Here is an 18,263-nt window from a genome sequence, read left to right on the forward strand (position 1 = left end):
CGGTCGGCGTCGGCTCAGTAGTAGCGGCCGCCCTGCGGGGTGGGCAGGGCGTCGAGTTCGGCGAGGTCCTCGGCGCTGAGCTGGACATCGGCCGCGCCCGCGTTGTCCAGCAGGTACTCGGGGGTCTTGGTGCCGGGGATCGGGACGACGTACTCACCCTGGGCCAGCACCCACGCCAGCGCCACCTGAGCAGGAGTGGCACCGACGCGGTCGGCGATCTCGCGCACCTTGTCGGTGATGGCGCGGTTGATCGCCAGGGCATCGTCCTGGAAGCGGGCCAGGCCGCGCCGGAAGTCGTCCTGCGGCAGGTCGTCGAAGGAGCTGAACCGGCCGGTGAGGAAGCCCTTGCCCAGCGGTGAGTACGGCACGAAGGCGATGCCCTGCTCCTCGCAGTACGGCAGCACCTCGGTCATCCAGTCCCGCGTCCACAGCGACAGCTCGGACTGCACCGCCGTGACCGGGTGCACGGACTGGGCCCGCCTGATCTGCTCGACACTCACCTCGGACAGACCGATCGCACGGGCCTTCCCCGCCGCGACCGCCTCCGCCAAGGCGCCCACGCTCTCCTCGATCGGCACATCGGGGTCCACGCGGTGCAGGTAGTACAGGTCCACATAGTCCGTGCCGAGGCGCGCGAGACTCTCGTCGATCGCGCGCCGGATGTGCTCCGGGTTGTTGTTCAGGCCGGGTACGGGTTTCCCCTGGGCGTTACGGGTGAGGGCGCCGACCTTGGTGGCCAGCACCGCTCGTTCCCGGTGGCCCTTGGCAAGAGCACGGCCGAGCAACTCCTCGTTGGTGAGCGGCCCGTAGACGTCGGAGGTGTCCAGCAGGGTCATCCCCAGGTCGAGGGCCTGGTGGATCACCGAGACCATCTCGGTCTCGTCGCGCGGGGTGGCCAGGTCGTAGCCGAAGCTCATGCCCATGCAGCCCAGGCCGATGACGCCGACCTCGGGTCCGTCGGGGCCGAGTGTGGTGGTGCGCATGTGTTCCTTCCGAAGGTCGTCGGGCGGGCCGGGTCAGCGGTTGACCAGCCGCATACCCGCCTCGTGGAGGCGGTCGCCGGCGGCGGGGGCGAGGTTGTTCAGGCGGGTGAGCTGCTCGGCGGTCAGCACGATGGCGTCGGCGGCGGTGTTCTCCTCGACGCGGGAGACGCGCTTGGTGCCGGGGATCGGGGCGATGTCGTCGCCCTGGGCCAGCAGCCAGACCAGGGCCACCTGCGCGGGGGTGGCGTCGACCTCGGCGGCGACGGCCTCGACCTCCTCGACGATGCGCAGGTTGCGCTTGAGGTTCTCCTCCGTGAAGCGGGGGTTGTTCGCCCGCCAGTCGTTCGCCTCGAAGTGCTCCGTGGCACGGATCTTGCCGGTGAGGAAGCCGTGGCCCAGCGGCGACCAGGGCACCAGGCCGATGCCCAGCTCCCGCAGCAGCGGCAGGATCTCCGCCTCCACGTCCCGAGTCCACAGCGAGTACTCCGACTGCAGTGCGGCGATCGGGTGGACGGCGTGGGCGCGGCGGATCGACTCGGGCGCCGCCTCGGACAGGCCGATGTGGCGGATCTTGCCCTCGGTGACCAGGTCGGCGAGGGCTCCGATGGTCTCCTCGACGGGCGTGTCGGGATCGACGCGGTGCTGGTAGTACAGGTCGATGTAGTCCGTGCCGAGCCGCTTCAGGGAGCCTTCGAGCGCGGTGCGCAGGTTGGCCGGGGTGCCGTCGATGTGGCCCATGCCGCCGCTGGTGTGCGAGTACATGCCGAACTTCGTCGACAGAACGACCTGGTCGCGGCGGTCCTGGACCGCTCGGCCGACGAGTTCCTCGTTGACGAAGGGACCGTAGGCCTCCGCGGTGTCAAGGAGGGTGACGCCGAGGTCGAGCGCCCGGTGGATGGCCCGGATGGACTCGGTGTCGTCCGGGGTCTCCCCGGGGCTGAGGTAGACGCCGGACATCGTCATGGTGCCCAGGCCGACACGGGAGACGTCCAGGTCTCCGAGCTTGATGTGCTTCATGGGTGCTGCTGCTCCGCAGGTCGGTTCGGAACGGATCTTCAGTTCACGCCCGGCGTGCTCGCCGCGCTCGCCGGATGGCAGGCGGGCTGTGCCGGGGATGAACGAGGCGGTCAGGCGTAGACAAGCTCGGCCTGCCACTGGTCCTGCGGCTGGTGGTGCAGGTCGAGGTAAGCCGCGGCCAGGACGTCGGGGGCGAAGCGGGGGTCCTCGCCGCCGATGTTGCCGGCGACGGTCACCGTGGACGCGTGCACGCCCGAGCCGCGCTGGTCCTCATGGAGGGCCTGGACGTAGGCGCGCAGGGCGGCCTTGCCCACCGACATGGTGGTGTATTCGGGCGAGGGCTGGAGGGCGAAGCCGCCGCCGGTGAAGAGCAGACTGCCCCGGCCGTCCCGCAGGAGAGGAAGGACCGTCCGGGCGGCGACCACGGCGCCGGTGACATTGACCGCGAGGGCCTGAGCCCATGCCGCGGCGTCCAGTCCCGTGGGCGTGTCAGCCTGCATTACGGCTGCGTTGTAGACGAGCACCTCCGGCGCGCCGAGGTCGTCCACCGCCCGGCGGAGCGCGGCCCGTAGATCTTCGGGGTCCCCCGCATCGGCCCGATACGCGGCCGCCACGAAGCCCTGGCCGGTCAGCTCCGACACCTGCTTCTCCAGGCGGCCCGCGGCGCGCCCGAAGACCGCCACCGGGTGGCCGTCGCGGGCGAAAGCCTCCGCGAGCGCAAGGCCGAGACCGGGGCCGACACCGACGATGAGGGCGGTTCCCTTACTCATATCTGTCCTGCTCCAATTCATCCTGTGACCCCGCGAGACAGCGGTGCCAACGTCTTGTAGCCGGCGGCGAGTGCCACCGACTGATCAGGCGAGCGTCGAGGTGTCGATCACGAAGCGGTAGCGCACGTCGGAGGCGAGGACGCGCTCGTACGCCTCGTTGATCTTCTCGGCCGGGATGACCTCGATCTCCGCACCGATGCCGTGCTCGGCGCAGAAGTCGAGCATCTCCTGGGTCTCGCGGATGCCGGCGATCAGCGAGTACGTGAACACACGGCGGTTGGCCGCCACGGCGGCCGTGGGGAACCAGATCTCCGGTTCCGACGAAGCGCCCAGCGTGACGAAGGCACCGTCCAGGGCCAGCAGGTTCATGTAGGCGCCCCGGTCCACGTTCCCGCTCACGGTGTTCAGGATGACCTCGAAGGTGCCGGCCAGCTTCTCGAAGGTGGCCGGGTCGCTGGTGGCGTAGTAGTGGTCCGCGCCCAGGCGCAGGCCGTCGTCCATCTTCTTCAGCGACTGCGACAGGACAGTGACCTCGGCGCCCATCGCGTGCGCGAGCTTGACGCCCAGATGGCCTAGACCGCCCAGGCCGATGACGGCGACCTTCTTGCCGGGGCCCGCGCCCCAGTGACGCAGCGGCGAGTACGTCGTGGCGCCCGCGCACAGCAGCGGGGCGGCCTCGTCCAGCCGGAGCTCCTCGGGGATCCGTACGACGAAGTCCTCGGTCACCACGACGTGGGTGGAGTAGCCGCCCTGGGTGCGCGTGCCGTCCTTGTCCGGGGCGCCGTAGGTGAGGGTGTTTCCCTTCAGGCAGTACTGCTCCTCGCCCTTGAGGCAGTTCACGCACTCACGGCAGGAGTTGACCATGCAGCCGACGCCGACCCGGTCGCCGACGGCGTGCTTCGTGACCTCGGAGCCGACCTCGGTGACGATGCCGGCGAACTCGTGACCAGGGACGACCGGGTAGGTCTGCGGGCCCCACTCACCGCGGACGAAGTGGATGTCGGAGTGACAGATGCCGCAGTACTTGATCTCGATGAGGACGTCGTGCGGGCCGACGTCGCGGCGCTCGATCGTGGTCGGGGCGAGCGGTTCGGTTGCGGAGGTCGCGGCATAGGCGTTGACGGTGAGCACGGTTTCTCCAAAGGGGCGGGGTGGTGCCGGGCAGCCGGGTGGCCGCCGAGTCCGTCCCGGAGGCCTTCCGAGCGCGGCCACGAGCTGGATCGTCGTGGTGCGCGACTGCCCGGGAACGGAGATGTCCTACGAGCATCAAGCCTGCGCCTCCGGCTCGCCATGTGGCAGACCGCGTTGTAGCCGGGAGTGCTGTTCAGTGCCGTGACAGGGCACCCCACCCGCCTTCCACCCAGGTCGTGGCGTCCCCCAGACTCGGAAGACATGGACCGTGAGCAGCACAGCAGCGGCACCGAGCTGGGGCGCTACCTACGCGCCCGACGGGCCCAGGTGACCCCCGCAGAGGTCGGCCTACCACCCGGCACCGGCGCGCGTCGCACACCTGGACTGCGCCGCGAGGAGCTGGCCACCCTGGCCGGGATGAGCATCGACTACTTCACCCGGCTGGAGCGCGGCAAGGAGACCCACCCCAGCCCGTCCGTCGTCGACTCCCTCGCCCGCGCCCTCCGGCTGGAGGAGGCGGAACACGACCACCTGCGCAGCCTGGCCGCGCATGCCGCCCTCCCCCACTCTCGGCTTCGCTCAAGCGGGGGGACCCCCATCGCTCCGGAACCGCCCACCGCGCCCAGCCGCTCCGTTCGGCCCGGAGTAAAGCTCCTGCTGGAGGCCATGCGGCCACAGCCCGCGCACGTGGTCAGCCGCACGGGCGACGTACTGGCCTGGAACCCGGGCGGGCTGCGACTGCTCGCCGGGATGGAGGACTGGCCCGCGAGACAGCGCAACATCGCGCGCTACGTCTTGCTCCACCCCGCCGCCCGCGACCTCTTCGACGACTGGGGCAACCAGGTCCGCGGCTGCGTAGCCCGCCTGCGGGCCCTGGCCGGCACCGACCCGGACGCCCCCGACCTCACCCGGCTCGCCGGTGAACTCCTGCTCAAGAGCCCTGAGTTCGCCCGTCTGTGGGAACGCTACGACGTCACGGGCCACTCCTACGGCCGCAAGACGTTCCACCACCCGGATGTCGGCGACCTCACCCTCGGCTACCAGTCCATGCAGGTGGAAGGCACCCCCGGCCACCGGCTGGTCGTCTACCACGCCGAGCCAGGCAGCACCGAGTACGACGCGATGGTCCTGCTCGATCTGGCGGCGTCCGACTCGGCGCACGCGTCGAGGATCGGAACGTCGCGGACCGGGCTCGCGGACTGACGCGGCATCCCTTCGGACCGGTCGTCGACCGACACGCCGGACGCCCGTCCGAACCACCGAAGACCGAAAGGACGAACGGCATGCGCATCACCACGCTCGGCACCAAGGGACCCGAGGTCGGCGTCGTCGGCCTGGGCTGCATGGGCATGAAGGTCAGCTACGACCAGGCGACCCCGCGCGACGAGGCCGAGATGGTCTCGGTGATCCACCAAGCTCTCGACCTGGGGATGACCCTGCTGGACACGTCCGACGTGTACGGCCCCTACACGAACGAGCAGTTGGTCGGGCGAGCTCTGGCGGACGGCCACCGCGAGCGCGCCGTACTGGCCACCAAGGTCGGCGTGCTGGCCAAGGACGGTGCGGTCACCGGAGTCGACGGCCGCCCGGAGCACATCCACCGCGCGATCGGGAAAGACGACGATCGGCCGCACGGTCCTCGGGCTCGCGCCGGTGACGGAGGGCTCCATCACCTTCCGGGGCGAGACCATCAGCAACATCCCCCGGGCCCGCCGGCGCAGGGTCGCGCGGGACATCCAGGTGGTGTTCCAGGACCCGTACTCCTCGCTGAATCCGTCGATGTCGATCGAGGACATCCTGGTCGAACCCCTTCTGGCCACCGGGTCCCGAGACGGACGCACGCGCGTACGGGAGCTGCTCGACGCCGTCGGCCTCCCCGCCGACTCCGGCCGAGATCCCCCCGGGGGTTCTCCGGCGGACAGCGGCAGCGGATCGCCATCGCCAGGGCACTCGCCCTCGACCCCACGGTCATCATCTGCGACGAACCCACCAGTGCCCTGGACGTGACCACGCAGGCCCGGGTCCTCACGCTGCTGAAGGACATCCAGCGTGAGACGGGTGTGGCCTACCTGTTCATCAGCCACGACCTGGGCGTCGTCAACGAGGTGAGCGACCGGATCGCCGTCCTCCGCCAGGGGCGCATCGTCGAGATCGGCAAGGCGTCCGACGTCGCGACGGCTCCCGAGCACCCCTACACACGCAAGCTGCAGATGGCAGCTCCCGTCGCGGATCCGAGGAAGCAGCGCCTGCGGCGGGCCAAGCGCCTGGAAGCCATGGCGGCGGAGCTTTCCGCCCCCAAGGTCGGGTCATGAGCGGCGGCGAGTCAGCCACGACCGGCGCCCCCATCTCCAGGGCGACGTCGCGGTTCGCAGACGGTCCGCACACAACCCCGTGCGCGCGGGCCTTCTGAGTACACGCACACCCACCCCTCGATGCACTACCCACCGGTAAGCGGACACGGGGCCTGTAGCCCGGCACGCCGAGTCGCGGGCGCCGGCCGTACGGGCGATCGGTACCGCCTTCGATTCATTGAACCTCCCGAAAGGACTGCCATGGAGCCGCAGGACAGTTCCGAACCGAACACGACACGCGAGGGCGGAGGTTTCCCGCGGAGGGCTTTCCTGCGCGGGGGCGCGCTCTCCGTAGCCGGACTGGCCGCCGCAGGCGAGTTCGGTGGATTCCCGGCCCTTCGTTCGACCCCGAGCGCCCACGCGTCCCCTCTGAACGCGGCGAGGGTGCCGGAAGCGGCGTACGTCCGCGACTGGGGCCTCGCACCGGATGGCCCCTGCGAGGCGGCGGCCGACTCGGAGTGCCGCACCGGCCAGCCCTCGGGCCTGCGGGGACTCGCGGGCGGTATGAGCGTGCCCGGTCTGGGCATCCCGCTCGGCGGCGTCGGCGCCGGCTCGTTCCACTACAACCTGTTCGGAACCTTCGGGCCGTGGAACATGGGCGGTTCGCAGTCCTCCAACTGGTGGGAGATGCGCACGCTCCCCCAGGCGGCGTTCCACGTCCGGGAACAGGTCGCGGGTGCCACGGACGGCCCGACCGTCAGGACCCTCGCCACCCGGCACGACCACATCGCCCCGCAGCGGGATTTCGACGGGGTCCTTCCGCACTGGAACCAACTGAACCCCGGCGACGGCACCTACGCCGCGCTGTACCCGTTCGGCTGGACCACCTACAACGTGTTCCGGTCCCAGGTGTCCATGCGGTTCTGGTCGCCGATCGTGGCCGGCGAGGACGAGCGCACCTCCATGCCGGTGGCCTTCTTCGACGTGGAACTGGCGAACCCCACCACGAAGACGATCGACCTCTCGGTGATGTTCACGTTCCCCAACGCCACTCCGCATCCGTCGGGCACGACGCGCACGGGTCTCTACTGCCGGTTCGACAAGGACAAGTCCGGAGTCGCCGGCGTGACGCTGGGCTCGGACGACCCGACGAACACGCCCGACGCGTACAAGTCGGAATGGACGATCGCCGCCCTGCCGGCCTCGGGCCAGCAACTGACGTACGCCACCTCGTGGAACGGGGCGGGCGACGGGAGCGACGTCTACGAGCCGTTCTCCACCACGGGCAAGCTGCCGAACAGCGCCCTGGACGAATCGAACTCGGCCGGCGCCGTCGCCGTGACCGTGCGGCTGCGACCGGGGCAGAAGGCGGTCGTCCGATACGCCCTGTCCTGGGACTTCCCCCAGGTGTACTACGACGGCGCCCCCCGGGGCCGGGCCGTCTGGATGCGCCGCTACACCGAGTTCCTCGGCGCCACCTCGACGGCCACCAACGACTACGTACCGAACTCGTATCCCTTCAAGCAAGCGTTCACCATCGCCAAGCGTGAACTGGCGCGGCACGACGACTCCCTCGCCGCCGTCGAGGCATGGTGGAAGCCGATCGCCGAGAACCCGAAGTACCCGGTGTGGCTGCGGAAGGCGGCCCTGAACGAACTGTTCGGGATGGTCTTCAACGCCTCGTTCTGGGAGGCGGGCCTGGTCAGCAACACCATCACTCCCGCCCCCGGCGGATCTCGCCTGGGTGCGGAGATCCCCGGCACCCACCTCTTCTACACGATCGACGCGGGAAGCGGCGGCGCGTCCGCCAATGAGATGGACGTCGACAGCTTCGGGTACCTGCTGTACACGAAGCTGTTCCCCAACATCGAACTCGGGCGTCTGCGCGCCTGGTTGCAGCTGACCAAGCAGGACCGGTGGGGGCGGGTGCCCCAGCAGATCATGTTCGACACGGGTCCGTTCATCACCGCGACAGGCGCCAACCAGGGCGCCCCCTCGGCAACGTCCGAACCCGTCTTCGGCTCACCGCCCGCAGGCACCAACGACCTTGGCGCGCTCTTCGATCCCGCGGGCGGCGACGCGTTCCGGGACTGCTTCCACAAGCTCATCTACCGGGTGTACGCGCTGTACCAGGAGACCGGCGACACCAGCCTGCTCACCTACGGCTACCCCCAGATGCTGCGCACGCTGAAGCACTCCCAGTTCTTCCGCCCGCCCGGCTCCCGCCTCCCGGCGGACCCCCCGTCGAACAATCCGCCCAACACCTACGACCAGCTCCTGGTCAACGGCCACGGCATCTACAACTGCCAGCTGTACCTGCTCTCGCTGCAGATCCTCTCGACGCTCACCCCCAAGGCCAGAGCCCTCGGCGTTCCCGAGGCCACGGCCGCGGTCCAGAAAGAGCTCGACACCGAACTGGCGGCGGCGAAGGAGGAGTTCGAGGAGACCTTCTGGAACCCCGAGACCGGGCGCTACCGCTTCTCCGACGGCACCGGCGGCATCGACGGGCGGACCGGCGACATCTTCGGCGCCAAGAAGCCGGTGCTGCCGACGGACGCGGCCTTCCTGGACGCGTTCTACGCCCAGTGCGTCGCTTCTCAGCTCGACCTGCCGAACCTGATCAACCTCCAGCGCGCCCGCAAGCACTGGCACAACACTCTGGACGCCTTCCTGGCGCCCAAGGACGCCAACGGCGTTCCCGTAGGTCCACCGATCATCCTGGACGAGAACCTGAACCCCTACCCGATGAACTACGCCCAGCCTGCCCCCGGCCGCTTCGTCCCGGAGATCGCCGACGTGTGGCCCGGCACCACCTGGATGGCGACGGCGGCCGCCGTACACATCGGCCGCGCGACCGGCGACGGGAAACTCGTCGCCAAAGCCCTGAAGATGAGCGAAGCCGTGGCCAACCGGCTCTACGACAACGGCGCCACGTCCCTGGGGCACGCCTTCGCCACACCGGAGTCCTGGTTCGTCAACAACGTGAACATCTCCCGGTACGCGGCCTACGCCCGAGCCCGGTCCGTCTGGCAGCTCGTCGACGCGCTCGAAACCGTACGGGGGAGTTCGAAGTGACTACACCGCCACCGCCCCAGTCGTCCATACGCCCGGGCCAGGTCTGGTACGACACGGCCGGCCGGCGCATCCAGGCGCACGCGGGGTCGATCACGTACCTCGACGGAACGTTGTGCTGGTACGGGGAGAACAAGGAGAAGACGAAGCCCGGCAGCGGAATCTGGCACTGGGGAATCCGCTGCTACTCCTCGACCGACCTCTACAACTGGGAGGACTGCGGGCTGATCATCCCACCCGAGCTGGGCGACCCGAACTCTCCGCTCCACCCGGCCCAGCAGGTCGACCGTCCGCACATCGTCTTCAACGCCGCGACCAAGCAGTACGTGTGCTGGATCAAGATCATGGGTGAGGGGCACACCCAGGAGAGCACCGTCCTCGTCGCCGACGGGAGCAATGCTCAGGACTTGTGGATCAGCTCCTCGGAGGCGCTCGAAGGGCGTACCTTCCCGGGTGATTGATCGAGAAGTCACCGAGTAGACCCGCGTTGCAGCGCGGGTCGGGAAGGCACGCCCGTGCTGAGCGTAGTCACTGCCGAGGGTTCCACCGAGTCCTGCTCTCTGATCGACGAGATCGTCCGTGAGGGTGCCCGCCGGATGCTCGCCGCCGCGCTGGCGATGGTATTCAAGCTCGTTGAGTCCGCCCAGGCCCGCTGGCGCGCGATCACAGGCGCCCACCTGGTCGCCCTGGTCCGCGCGGGCGCCCAGTTCGAGAACGGCAACCTCGCGGAACGGACCGACGGAGTAGCAGCATGACCCAAGCCCTGGCCGTGCTCGTCAACGGCCTTCCCGGCTCGGGCAAGACCAGCCTGGCCCGCACCCTGGCCGGTCACCTGACCCTGCCGCTGTTCAGCAAGGACGTGATCAAAGAGGCACACGCCGATGTGCTGGGCACCGAGAGGACCGACTGTCCGCAACGGCGCTGGAACGCCTCACTCGGCGCCGCGGCGAGCGAGACGATGTGGGCCCTGCTGGCGGACGCACCTGCTGGTGCCGTCCTGGAATCCTGCTGGCCGACCGACTTTCGCGACTTCGTCGTGCGGGGCTTGAACCGCGCCAACAACCCCGCTGTGGTGGAGATCTGGTGTGACGTCCCACTGGAGACCGCCCGCCGTCGCTTCGAAGCCCGTCATCCTCGCCATCCGATCCACGGCGACCTGCTGACGGACGACGACTGGGAGCGCTGGCGAGGCACGGCTCTACCACTCCAGGTCGGCCCTACCCTGCATGTCGACACCACCCGGCCGGTCGAAGCCGAAGCCGTCGCCGCCTGGATCCAAGCAGAGAAACGCGGTCATCCCAACGACGGCCCGAATGGCTTGGCCCACAGGTTTTGACAATTGCTCCAGGTACGAATAGCGAAGCTGATCTCGGAACTGACCAGCGCCTTGGGCGCCCCCTCCCGAAGCTGCACGAAGATCGAGAGGAAGGCGACCAGGTTCATGGAGCACCGGAGGTCACGCTGGCTGCGCGTCCTCGTGAAGGCGAGGGAACAGCGGCTGTGCTGCGGGCAGAAGCCCCTCGACCGGTGTGAGCTGTCCGGTGATCCGCGTGGCTGCATCTGGGATGAATGGGCGTAGTTCATCGGCCAGAACGCGGCACGCTGTGACCAGCGCGACGAGGAGGGTGTCGAGTTGCTTCCCCGCTTCACCGTTGCCCCTCCGCTCTTCCCGAGCCAGCTCCCAAGGCCGGATCGCGTCAATACATCGATTAGCCTCCTCCACGATCTCCCAGACAGCGTGGATGGCACGCCGGAAGTCGAAGTCGGCCAAGGCGACATCGACGAGGCCAGGCGCCTCCCGGCAAACGTCCACCAGCGCAAGCCCCCCGGAATTTATAGGCGCAGAGGTGGGGACAATTCCGCCGCGAAAGCGGTGAACCATGGTCACGATGCGGTGGACGAGGTTGCCCAGCCCTCCGGCGAAATCCGCATCCGCGCGGGTGGTCAGCCGGTCGGGCGTGAAGTCCGCATCCCCGACCCTGGGCACGTCGCGCAGGAGCCACCAGCGCAACGCATCGGTGCCATATGTTGCGGCCAGCGCAGCCGGGTCGACGGTGGTTCCGGCGGACTTGCTGATCTTGCGGCCGTCGATGGTGAGGTAGTCGTGGACCAGGATGTCGGTGGGCAGCGGGAGTCCGGCCGACAGCAGCATGGCAGGCCAGTACACGGCGTGGAAGCGCACCACTCCCTTGCCGGCCAGGTGGATGCGGCGCTCGCTGGTTTCCCACCACTGGTCGTAGGCGCTGTCAGCGGTGCCGTATCCGAGACTGGTGACGTAGTTACCGAGGGCGTCCCACCACACATAGACGACCTGGCTCGGGTCGTCCGGCACGGGAATGCCCCAGCCGCGGGCGCGGCTGTGGGAGCGGGAGACGGAGAAGTCGTGCAGGCCACGTTCGATGAGGGCGAGGACCTCGTTTCGGCGGGCGGCGGGCTCGATGCGCAGGTCGCCGCTCGAGATCAGCTGATGGAGGCGGTCGGCGTAGCGGGACAGCCGGAAGAACCAGTTCTCTTCCGCGACGAGCTGCGGTTCGGTGCCGTGCTCGCCACACCGTCCATCGACCAGTTCGTCGGGGGTGTAGAACTGCTCGCAGCCAACGCAGTACAGGCCTTCGTACTCTTTGCGATAGAGATCGCCTGACGCGGCGCACTGGCGCCACAGTCGTTCAACTCCGACGCGGTGACGCGGGTCGCTGCTGGTGCGGATGAAGTCGTCGAATGAGAGCGCCAGCGGACCACGCAATGCGGCGAACGCGTCGGCGTTGCGGTCGACAAACGACTGCACGTCGGTGCCGGCCGCTTCGGCGGCCAGGACGTTCTTCAGGGAATTGTCGTCGGTTCCGCTGAGCAGCCGGACCTGCTCGCCCCGTCGGCGGTGGTGACGGGCCAACGTGTCAGCTTGGACGAGCTCCAAGGCGAAGCCCAGGTGCGGGCGGGCGTTGACGTACGGGATGGTCGTGGTGATGTAGCGGCGTCGTGCGGTCATCAGTCCTCCTACCGGGTAGCGAGGCCTGGTCGCACAACATTGAGGCCCCGTCCTGGGGCCTCGGATTCGGTACGCGTCCGTTCTCAGCAGCCCCGTCGACGGGGCATCATCCGATTCTGAGGCGAAAGCGTGATCACGCGTCCGAGCGTAGCAACAGAGCGACGTCGCAGCACGCTATTTCCGCCCCTTCACGGCAGCCGGTGGCACAGAGGCATCCGGGGCAGCGCTGGGCTGGGCGAGGCAAGCATCACCCGGTGCCCCACGCACGCCGAATTGCGCAGGGTTAGAACACCGCCTCTTCACCAGTAGTACCGGCTGGGGCGGACGAGGCCGTGCCGTATGTCGAGGTGTCGTGCGTGGATGGCGTACGCGGGCGTCGGCGGCGTCCGCCGCTGGACTGCGCCACGGCCCGGTTCGAGGACGGGGTTCCGGTACGGCCGTTTCGGTGGCCGAAGGGTGGGCACCATTTCCCGGGCTGGTACTGGGCGGCGACGACTGGGCAGCATGTCGGCTTCGAGTCGTGGCTGGAGCGGGACCGTCTCGTGCTCATGGACTTCGACCCCGCCGTGGTGGGGATCGCCTCCCAGCGTTCTGGCTGCACTGGCACGACGGGACGCGGGAACGCCGGCACGCCCCAGACTTCTTCGTGCGCCGAGCGGATGGCTCGGCCGTGGTCGTCGATGTCCGCGTTGACGATTGGATCGCGCCGCGCGATGCCGCAGCGTTCGAAGTGACGCGCAGGGCCTGCCTCGAGGCCGGGTGGGGCTTCGAGCGGGTGGGGTGCCGGAGGCCGTGCTGCTGGCGAACGTGAGGTGGCTGTCGCGCTACCGTCACCCAGCCCCCGTGCTCCGTGGCACCTTGGGTGCCCAGCGGGCTCACGCTGTGACTTCCGGTTGTTCCGGGCTGAGGTAGTGCACGCGCGTCTGCTCGGCGTGGAGCATCAGCAGGCCGTGCAGCTCCTCGGCGGCGATCTTGAGCAGGTGGCCGTCGCGGGTGGCGTGGAGGGTTTCGAGGACGAAGGCGACGCGGGTGGAGTCCTCGGTGACGCGAGTGCGGTGGGCGTCGCGGTGGTTCCAGTGCCGGGTCAGCACGCCGGTGGCGTCGGTGTAGATGATCTCGCCGAGCTTGGGGTTCTCAGTGGTGCCGGGTTCGCCGAGCGGGGTGAACTCCTCGGTGCCGTCCGCGTACCGGATCTCGACGGCGCCGGTGACGTGGTCGAGGTCGAAGGCTCCTGCGGGCAGGCCGTGGTGGACGGAGACAGCGTTGTAGGAGTCGACGGCCGGATTGATGCGCGGCAGGGTGCCCTTCTTGGCCATGCGGCGTCCCAGGGCGTCGACGCTGGGGCGGATGCGGCGGGGGTTGGTGCCGAAAGAGCGGTAGGCGGTGTGCCACGCCTCGATCCGCGGGTCGCTCTCGTCGGCCGGGGCCCAGGCGCCGGCGGCCAGCTGCTGCTCGAGGCCGTCGAGTGCGGAGGTGGTGTCGGGCCAGGGCTCGTGGCCGCGCAGTCCGCTGGCGGTGACCACGGCGATGAGAGTGTCGGGGAAGGCGTTGGCGACGGCGGGGGTGATGCGGAAGGCGGTCATGGGTAGGGCTCCGTTCCGAGGTGGTGCGGGGTGGGCGGGGTCAGGGTTTCCAGGGGCCGATGCGGTCCAGGCGGCGCCGCTGCTGGCGAGCCGTGGGCTCGTCGAGGGCCTGTTTGCGGTCGGTGAGGCGGTCAGCGACGGTGGCACGGTGCTCTACGGGCTTGTGGTCGTCGTACTTGAATTTGGCGCGGACCTCCGTCACCTCCAGCGTCAGGCCGCGGATGCCGGGCAGCATCCGCCCGTACGGCGCCTGGTCGACCTCGATGGGGGCGTGGTCGCCGTCGGGCTGAAAGTGGGCCATCTGTCGGCGCAGTAGCTCGGCCTTGGCATCCGGCTCGTCGACGATGTGCGCCTGGCAGATGAACTGGACGGCGGCGTAGTAGCTGGTGGGCACGCCTTCGGTGGGAGGCGTGTCGGGCTTGGCGCGCCAGGGGCCGGGGACGAAGGCGTAGTCGCCGATCACGGAGAAGGTGACGTTCGGGTCGTACTCGATCGACTCCCAGACCGGGTTCGGGCGGGCCAGATGGATCAGCAGCTGATTGCCGTCGGGGACGAAGTGGGTGGGCACGGTGGTGGGTGCGTGGCCGAGCAGGCCGTTGACGCTGAGCAGTCCGAAGTCGTGGCCTTCGGCGATCCAGGTCTGCCATTCGGCCTCGTCCAGGGCGGCGTCCCATGGCTGGATGAACATGCGGTTCTCCGTAAGTTGTTAGGCGGCCCGGCAGGGCCGGATGTGGCTTATGCGGGCTTGCCTTCAGTGGCTCCCAAGGAGTGGCCGTCCGGCTCTCCGGGGCGCCCTGGCTGCTGATTGAGATGTGCGCGCTGTGTGCGGTCGCTGATTACGGAGCTGACAGCGGGGTGTTCCTCGGGCCGACGGCATGCTGTTCGGAGCGAGGAGGGGCGAGTGAACGAGCGACGGGCCCGTGCCTGGGCCGGCATCGACGCGGGCAAGAGTCATCACTGGGCCGCGGTGGTTGACGAGACCGGTGCGACCTTGTGGTCGAAGAAGATCGACAACGATGAGTCGGCGATCCTGACCGCGCTCGGCGCGATCCTGGACCTGGCCGACCAGGTCCACTGGGCGGTGGACATCTCGGGGACGTCCTCCGCGCTGCTGCTGGCCCTGCTCGCGGCCCACGGCCAGCAGGCCGTTTACGTCCCGGGCCGGACGGTCAACCGGATGTCCGGCGCTTACCGGGGCGAGGGCAAGACCGATGCCCGCGACGCCTACGTCATCGCCGAGACCGGCCGCCACCGAAACGACTTCGCCGCGATCGACGTGCCCGCGCAGCTGGCTGCCGACCTCGCGCTGCTGACCGCCCACCGTTGCGATCTGGTGGCCGACAGGGTGCGGATGATCAACCGGCTGCGGGACGTGCTGACCGGCGTCTTTCCCGCGTTGGAGCGGGCCTTCGACTACTCGGCCCACAAGGCCGCGCTGGTCCTGCTGACCGGCTATCAGACCCCGGCCGCGATACGCCGCCGCGGCCGGGCCCGGCTGACGGCCTGGCTGGCCAACCGGGACGTCCGGGGCGCCGACGCGGTCGCGGCGACCGCCCTGGAGGCCGCGCAGGCCCAGCAGACCGCGCTGCCCGGCCAGGACGTCGCCGCGCAGATCATCGCCGACCTGGCCGGACAGATCCTGGCCCTGGACGACCGGCTGAAGCGGATCGACAAGCAGATCCGCGAGACGTTCCGCAGCCATCCGCAAGCGGAGATCATCGAGTCCATGCCCGGCATGGGCCCGATACTCGGGGCCGAGTTCGTCGTGGCCGCGGGCGACCTGTCGGCCTACGCCGACGCCGGCCATTTGGCCTCGGCGGCCGGACTGGTGCCCGTCCCGCGCGACTCCGGCCGCCGCACCGGCAACCTGCACCGCCCGAAGCGCTACAGCCGCCGCCTGCGACGCGTCTTCCACATGTCCGCGCAGACCAGCATCATCCGTGAGGGACCGAACCGGGACTTCTACCTCAAGAAGCGTGGCGAGGGCTGCAAGCACGTCCAAGCCGTCATAGCCCTGGCCCGTCGGCGGGCAGGCGTGTTGTGGGCGCTTCTGCGTGACGGAAGGATGTTCACCTCCACCCCGCCGGTCACGCAGACGGCTTGACATCGTCATTGAGACTCCTTGAAGTGCGCAGGGCGGTCAGGTGAGGGCGAGGAGGCTGACGGCGACCGCGGCGGCACCCAGGCCGACGACCTGTCCCTTGTGGATGCGTTCGGCGAGCACGCTGCGGGCGAGCAGGACCGTGCCGGCCGGGTAGAGGGCGGTGATCACGGCGACGACGGTGAGATCGCCGCTGCGTGCGGCGAGCAGGAACAGCAGGTTCGCCAGCGAGTCCAGCACACCGGCGGCGGCCGACAGGGCGTAGGCGGGCCTCTCGGGGCCGAGCCTGCGGTGCAGGAGCCCGGCCGCGGTCAGCGTGACGGCCGAGGAGACCGCTCTGCCGATGATCAACGGCGCCACGCCGCTGTCGGACGGCGCCTGGTGCAGGAAGATCAGCTGCAGCGCGATGGCCGCGCCCGCGCCGAGGGCCAGCAGCAGCGCCGTACGCGACGGCCGGGACGAGCCCGTCCCGTGTCCGGCACTGACCAGCACAACCGCGACCAACGCGAGCGGCAGACCCAAAAGGCCGGCCATCCCCAGGTGCTCGCCCTGCAGGAGGCCCACCGCGACCGGGAGCGCGGCGGACACCAACGCGGTGACCGGGGAGAGCACGTTCATCGGGCCGATGGCGAGGGTCTTGTAGAGCAGGGCGAACGCGGCGGCCGAGGCCACGCCGGAGGCAGCGCCCCAGCCGAGCGCGGCGGGGCTGAACGAGGCGCCGAGCACGGGCCACAACAGCAGCTCGACCGCCAGGCTGGCGGGCGCGGCGACCATCACAGTGCGGAGCACGTGGGCCTTTCGGGCGCCCAGACCGCCGAGGAAGTCGGCGCATCCGTAGGCCAGTGAGCTGCCCAGGGCCAGCAGTAGAGCTATCACGAGACGATCCCTTACGATTACAGCAGAACGACCAAACCGTACAACGGAACGACCGCCCTCTGTCAACCGAACGACCGGGGGGCGCACTCCACTGACCGACCGATGAGGATGGTGACCAGGTGACCGAGACAGAGGCGGCCCTGCGCACGCTCGCGCACAACGTCCGCTCAGCTCGCACTCGCGCCGGCCTGTCCCTGGACGAGCTCGGCCGCCGGGCCAAGGTCAGCAAGGGGGCCCTGGTCGGGCTGGAGAAGGCGCAGGGCAATCCGAACTTCGCGACCCTGGTCCGGCTGGCCGACACGCTGGGCGTCTCGGTCTCCGCGCTGATGGAAGGTCCGACCGAAGGGCGCGTCCGTGTGGTCTCGGCCAGCGCCGTGATGCCGCTGTGGGCGGGCGAGCGGGGCAGCGAGGCCCGGCTCATGCTGACGACCTCGGGCCCCGCTCCGGTCGAGGTGTGGCGCTGGCGCCTCGAGCCGGGCGAGGAGTACCCCAGCCACCCCCATCAGGCCGGCGTCGTGGAAACCGTCAGCGTCACCGCGGGGCACATGGTCCTGACCGTCGACGGTGCAGAGCACCGGGTCGAAGCCGGGCAGACCGCCACGTTCGACGGTGACGCCCCCCATACCTATCGCGGGGTGGGCGACGAGCCCTGCCACCTGATCATGACCGTCCATCTGCCGCCCGGGCCCGCATCCGCGGCCTGACCAGGCCGCGGATGCGGGCCCGCTCCGCTCGCCCTGGACGACTGGGTTCGATGTCAAACGCCTTGATTGGATGTCAGAGGACACAGGGCAGGGGTGCACAGCTCGGTGACGATTGTTAACGAGGTGCGCACCATCGCGGCCGCCATGGCCGGCGGCATCAGCCCATGGGCCATCCGGTTCCGGATCTTCCGTCCGTCGTCCAGGAACTCGGCCTGCCTGGCTGTCAGGAGCTCCGCGGCGGCGCCCTGCTTGATGAGCTAGTACAGCGGCTTCTTGCCCGCGTCCGGGGTCCGGTCGCGCAGCACGGACTCCACCGCGATCAGGGAGTGCAGCACCGCCACGGTGGAGAACTCGTAGCAGTAGTACGACTGGCGCAGCAGCTCGCGGGCCGTGCGCAGGACCGTCGCCGCGGCCTCGGATATCCCGTCGGGCACGACCAGGTCCTCAACGAGCTGGTGCATGTCCGCGTACGAAGAGACGAAGTTGTGGGCGCGCTGGTCCGGTACCGGGAACGGCAACTGCTGGGTGGTCATCTGCGCAGTGTCGCAGTCCCACTCCCGGATCGGCAGCGGCTTTTCACCGGCGTCACCCTGCGTGCGCCGCAGGGTGATCTCGCCCCTGTGAAATGGCCGTTATGTGGCACGTAGCGAGGGTGGTCCAGGAGGAATGCGGGCCGGGGCGGGAGCAGGACAAGGGGGTGGCAGGTCACCGTCGGTGCGCGGTCTCTGTCCACAGGCCCGCGCTCCGAG

Annotated in this window: 15 protein-coding genes and 4 pseudogenes; 10 read left to right on the forward strand and 9 right to left on the reverse strand. The window is 69.4% G+C overall.

The features are described 5' to 3' along the window. Nucleotides 1–14: 14 nt before the first annotated feature. The 4 genes from OG607_RS00885 to OG607_RS00900 all read right to left on the reverse strand — a co-directional run bounded on the left by OG607_RS00885 (nt 15) and on the right by OG607_RS00900 (nt 3,901). Nucleotides 15–983 carry an aldo/keto reductase gene (locus OG607_RS00885; protein WP_405717432.1) on the reverse strand — a complete coding sequence of 323 codons (969 nt, stop codon included), beginning with the start codon at nt 981–983 and terminating at the stop codon, nt 15–17. Between the two features lie 33 nt (nt 984–1,016). Further along, nucleotides 1,017–2,000 carry an aldo/keto reductase gene (locus OG607_RS00890; RefSeq protein WP_405717434.1) on the reverse strand — a complete coding sequence of 328 codons (984 nt, stop codon included), beginning with the start codon at nt 1,998–2,000 and terminating at the stop codon, nt 1,017–1,019. Nucleotides 2,001–2,110: 110 nt separating this feature from the next. Then, entirely contained in the window at nt 2,111–2,770 is a 660-nt protein-coding gene (locus OG607_RS00895) for an SDR family NAD(P)-dependent oxidoreductase (protein WP_405717437.1), read from the reverse strand. A gap of 84 nt (nt 2,771–2,854) precedes the next feature. Continuing rightward, nucleotides 2,855–3,901, reverse strand: a complete 1,047-nt coding sequence (locus OG607_RS00900) for an NAD(P)-dependent alcohol dehydrogenase (RefSeq protein ID WP_405717440.1) — start codon at nt 3,899–3,901, stop codon at nt 2,855–2,857. A 261-nt stretch (nt 3,902–4,162) separates the two neighbouring features. On the opposite strand from OG607_RS00900, the gene OG607_RS00905 reads away from it, so the two are divergent. The 7 genes and pseudogenes from OG607_RS00905 to OG607_RS00935 all read left to right on the forward strand — a co-directional run bounded on the left by OG607_RS00905 (nt 4,163) and on the right by OG607_RS00935 (nt 10,600). Further along, the gene (locus tag OG607_RS00905) at nt 4,163–5,104 is read left to right on the forward strand and encodes a helix-turn-helix transcriptional regulator (protein ID WP_405717443.1); all 942 of its coding nucleotides are present in this window, start codon (nt 4,163–4,165) and stop codon (nt 5,102–5,104) included. 146 nt (nt 5,105–5,250) lie between these two features. Then, nucleotides 5,251–5,451: pseudogene (locus OG607_RS00910) on the forward strand (aldo/keto reductase); the annotation flags it as partial. A gap of 58 nt (nt 5,452–5,509) precedes the next feature. Then, a pseudogene (locus OG607_RS00915) lies at nt 5,510–6,213 on the forward strand (ABC transporter ATP-binding protein); the annotation flags it as partial. A 240-nt stretch (nt 6,214–6,453) separates the two neighbouring features. Then, nucleotides 6,454–9,267: a GH116 family glycosyl-hydrolase gene (locus OG607_RS00920; RefSeq protein ID WP_405717446.1), complete on the forward strand. Its 2,814-nt coding sequence runs from the start codon at nt 6,454–6,456 to the stop codon at nt 9,265–9,267. Beyond that, nucleotides 9,264–9,725: a hypothetical protein gene (locus OG607_RS00925; RefSeq protein ID WP_405717449.1), complete on the forward strand. Its 462-nt coding sequence runs from the start codon at nt 9,264–9,266 to the stop codon at nt 9,723–9,725. Before OG607_RS00920 ends, OG607_RS00925 begins: the two co-directional genes overlap by 4 nt. A 141-nt stretch (nt 9,726–9,866) precedes the next feature. Beyond that, nucleotides 9,867–10,019: pseudogene (locus OG607_RS00930) on the forward strand (IS256 family transposase); the annotation flags it as partial. Further along, on the forward strand, nt 10,016–10,600 hold the full coding sequence (locus OG607_RS00935; RefSeq protein ID WP_405717452.1) for an AAA family ATPase: 585 nt from the start codon (nt 10,016–10,018) through the stop codon (nt 10,598–10,600). The pseudogene OG607_RS00930 and the gene OG607_RS00935, both read left to right, overlap by 4 nt. A gap of 120 nt (nt 10,601–10,720) precedes the next feature. Here the strand turns inward: OG607_RS00935 and OG607_RS00940 are convergent, their stop codons facing one another. Next, entirely contained in the window at nt 10,721–12,250 is a 1,530-nt protein-coding gene (locus OG607_RS00940) for a methionine--tRNA ligase (RefSeq protein WP_405717455.1), read from the reverse strand. 356 nt (nt 12,251–12,606) lie between these two features. Between OG607_RS00940 and OG607_RS00945 the strand changes: the two are divergent. Beyond that, nucleotides 12,607–13,087 (forward strand): annotated as a pseudogene (locus OG607_RS00945) (TnsA-like heteromeric transposase endonuclease subunit); the annotation flags it as partial. Between the two features lie 38 nt (nt 13,088–13,125). On the opposite strand, the gene OG607_RS00950 reads toward OG607_RS00945, so the two are convergent. Beyond that, nucleotides 13,126–13,833: a B3/4 domain-containing protein gene (locus tag OG607_RS00950; protein WP_405717458.1), complete on the reverse strand. Its 708-nt coding sequence runs from the start codon at nt 13,831–13,833 to the stop codon at nt 13,126–13,128. A gap of 40 nt (nt 13,834–13,873) precedes the next feature. Continuing rightward, the gene (locus tag OG607_RS00955; protein ID WP_405717461.1) at nt 13,874–14,521 is read right to left on the reverse strand and encodes an FMN-binding negative transcriptional regulator; all 648 of its coding nucleotides are present in this window, start codon (nt 14,519–14,521) and stop codon (nt 13,874–13,876) included. 213 nt (nt 14,522–14,734) lie between these two features. Here OG607_RS00955 and OG607_RS00960 point away from each other — a divergent pair, with 213 nt between their 5' ends. Then, a complete protein-coding gene (locus OG607_RS00960; protein ID WP_405717463.1) occupies nt 14,735–15,937 on the forward strand; it encodes an IS110 family transposase in 1,203 nt (400 codons plus the stop codon). Nucleotides 15,938–15,973: 36 nt separating this feature from the next. Here OG607_RS00960 and OG607_RS00965 read toward each other — a convergent pair whose 3' ends face one another. Then, nucleotides 15,974–16,810, reverse strand: coding sequence for an EamA family transporter (locus OG607_RS00965; protein WP_405717466.1), 837 nt, complete (start codon nt 16,808–16,810; stop codon nt 15,974–15,976). Nucleotides 16,811–16,929: 119 nt separating this feature from the next. Between OG607_RS00965 and OG607_RS00970 the strand changes: the two genes are divergently transcribed. Then, nucleotides 16,930–17,514, forward strand: a complete 585-nt coding sequence (locus OG607_RS00970; protein ID WP_405717469.1) for a helix-turn-helix domain-containing protein — start codon at nt 16,930–16,932, stop codon at nt 17,512–17,514. Between the two features lie 257 nt (nt 17,515–17,771). Here OG607_RS00970 and OG607_RS00975 read toward each other — a convergent pair whose 3' ends face one another. Beyond that, nucleotides 17,772–18,047, reverse strand: coding sequence for a hypothetical protein (locus tag OG607_RS00975; RefSeq protein WP_405717472.1), 276 nt, complete (start codon nt 18,045–18,047; stop codon nt 17,772–17,774). Nucleotides 18,048–18,263 lie beyond the last annotated feature (216 nt).

It is taken from the genome of Streptomyces sp. NBC_01537 (assembly GCF_045040445.1).
GTDB lineage: Bacteria > Actinomycetota > Actinomycetes > Streptomycetales > Streptomycetaceae > Actinacidiphila.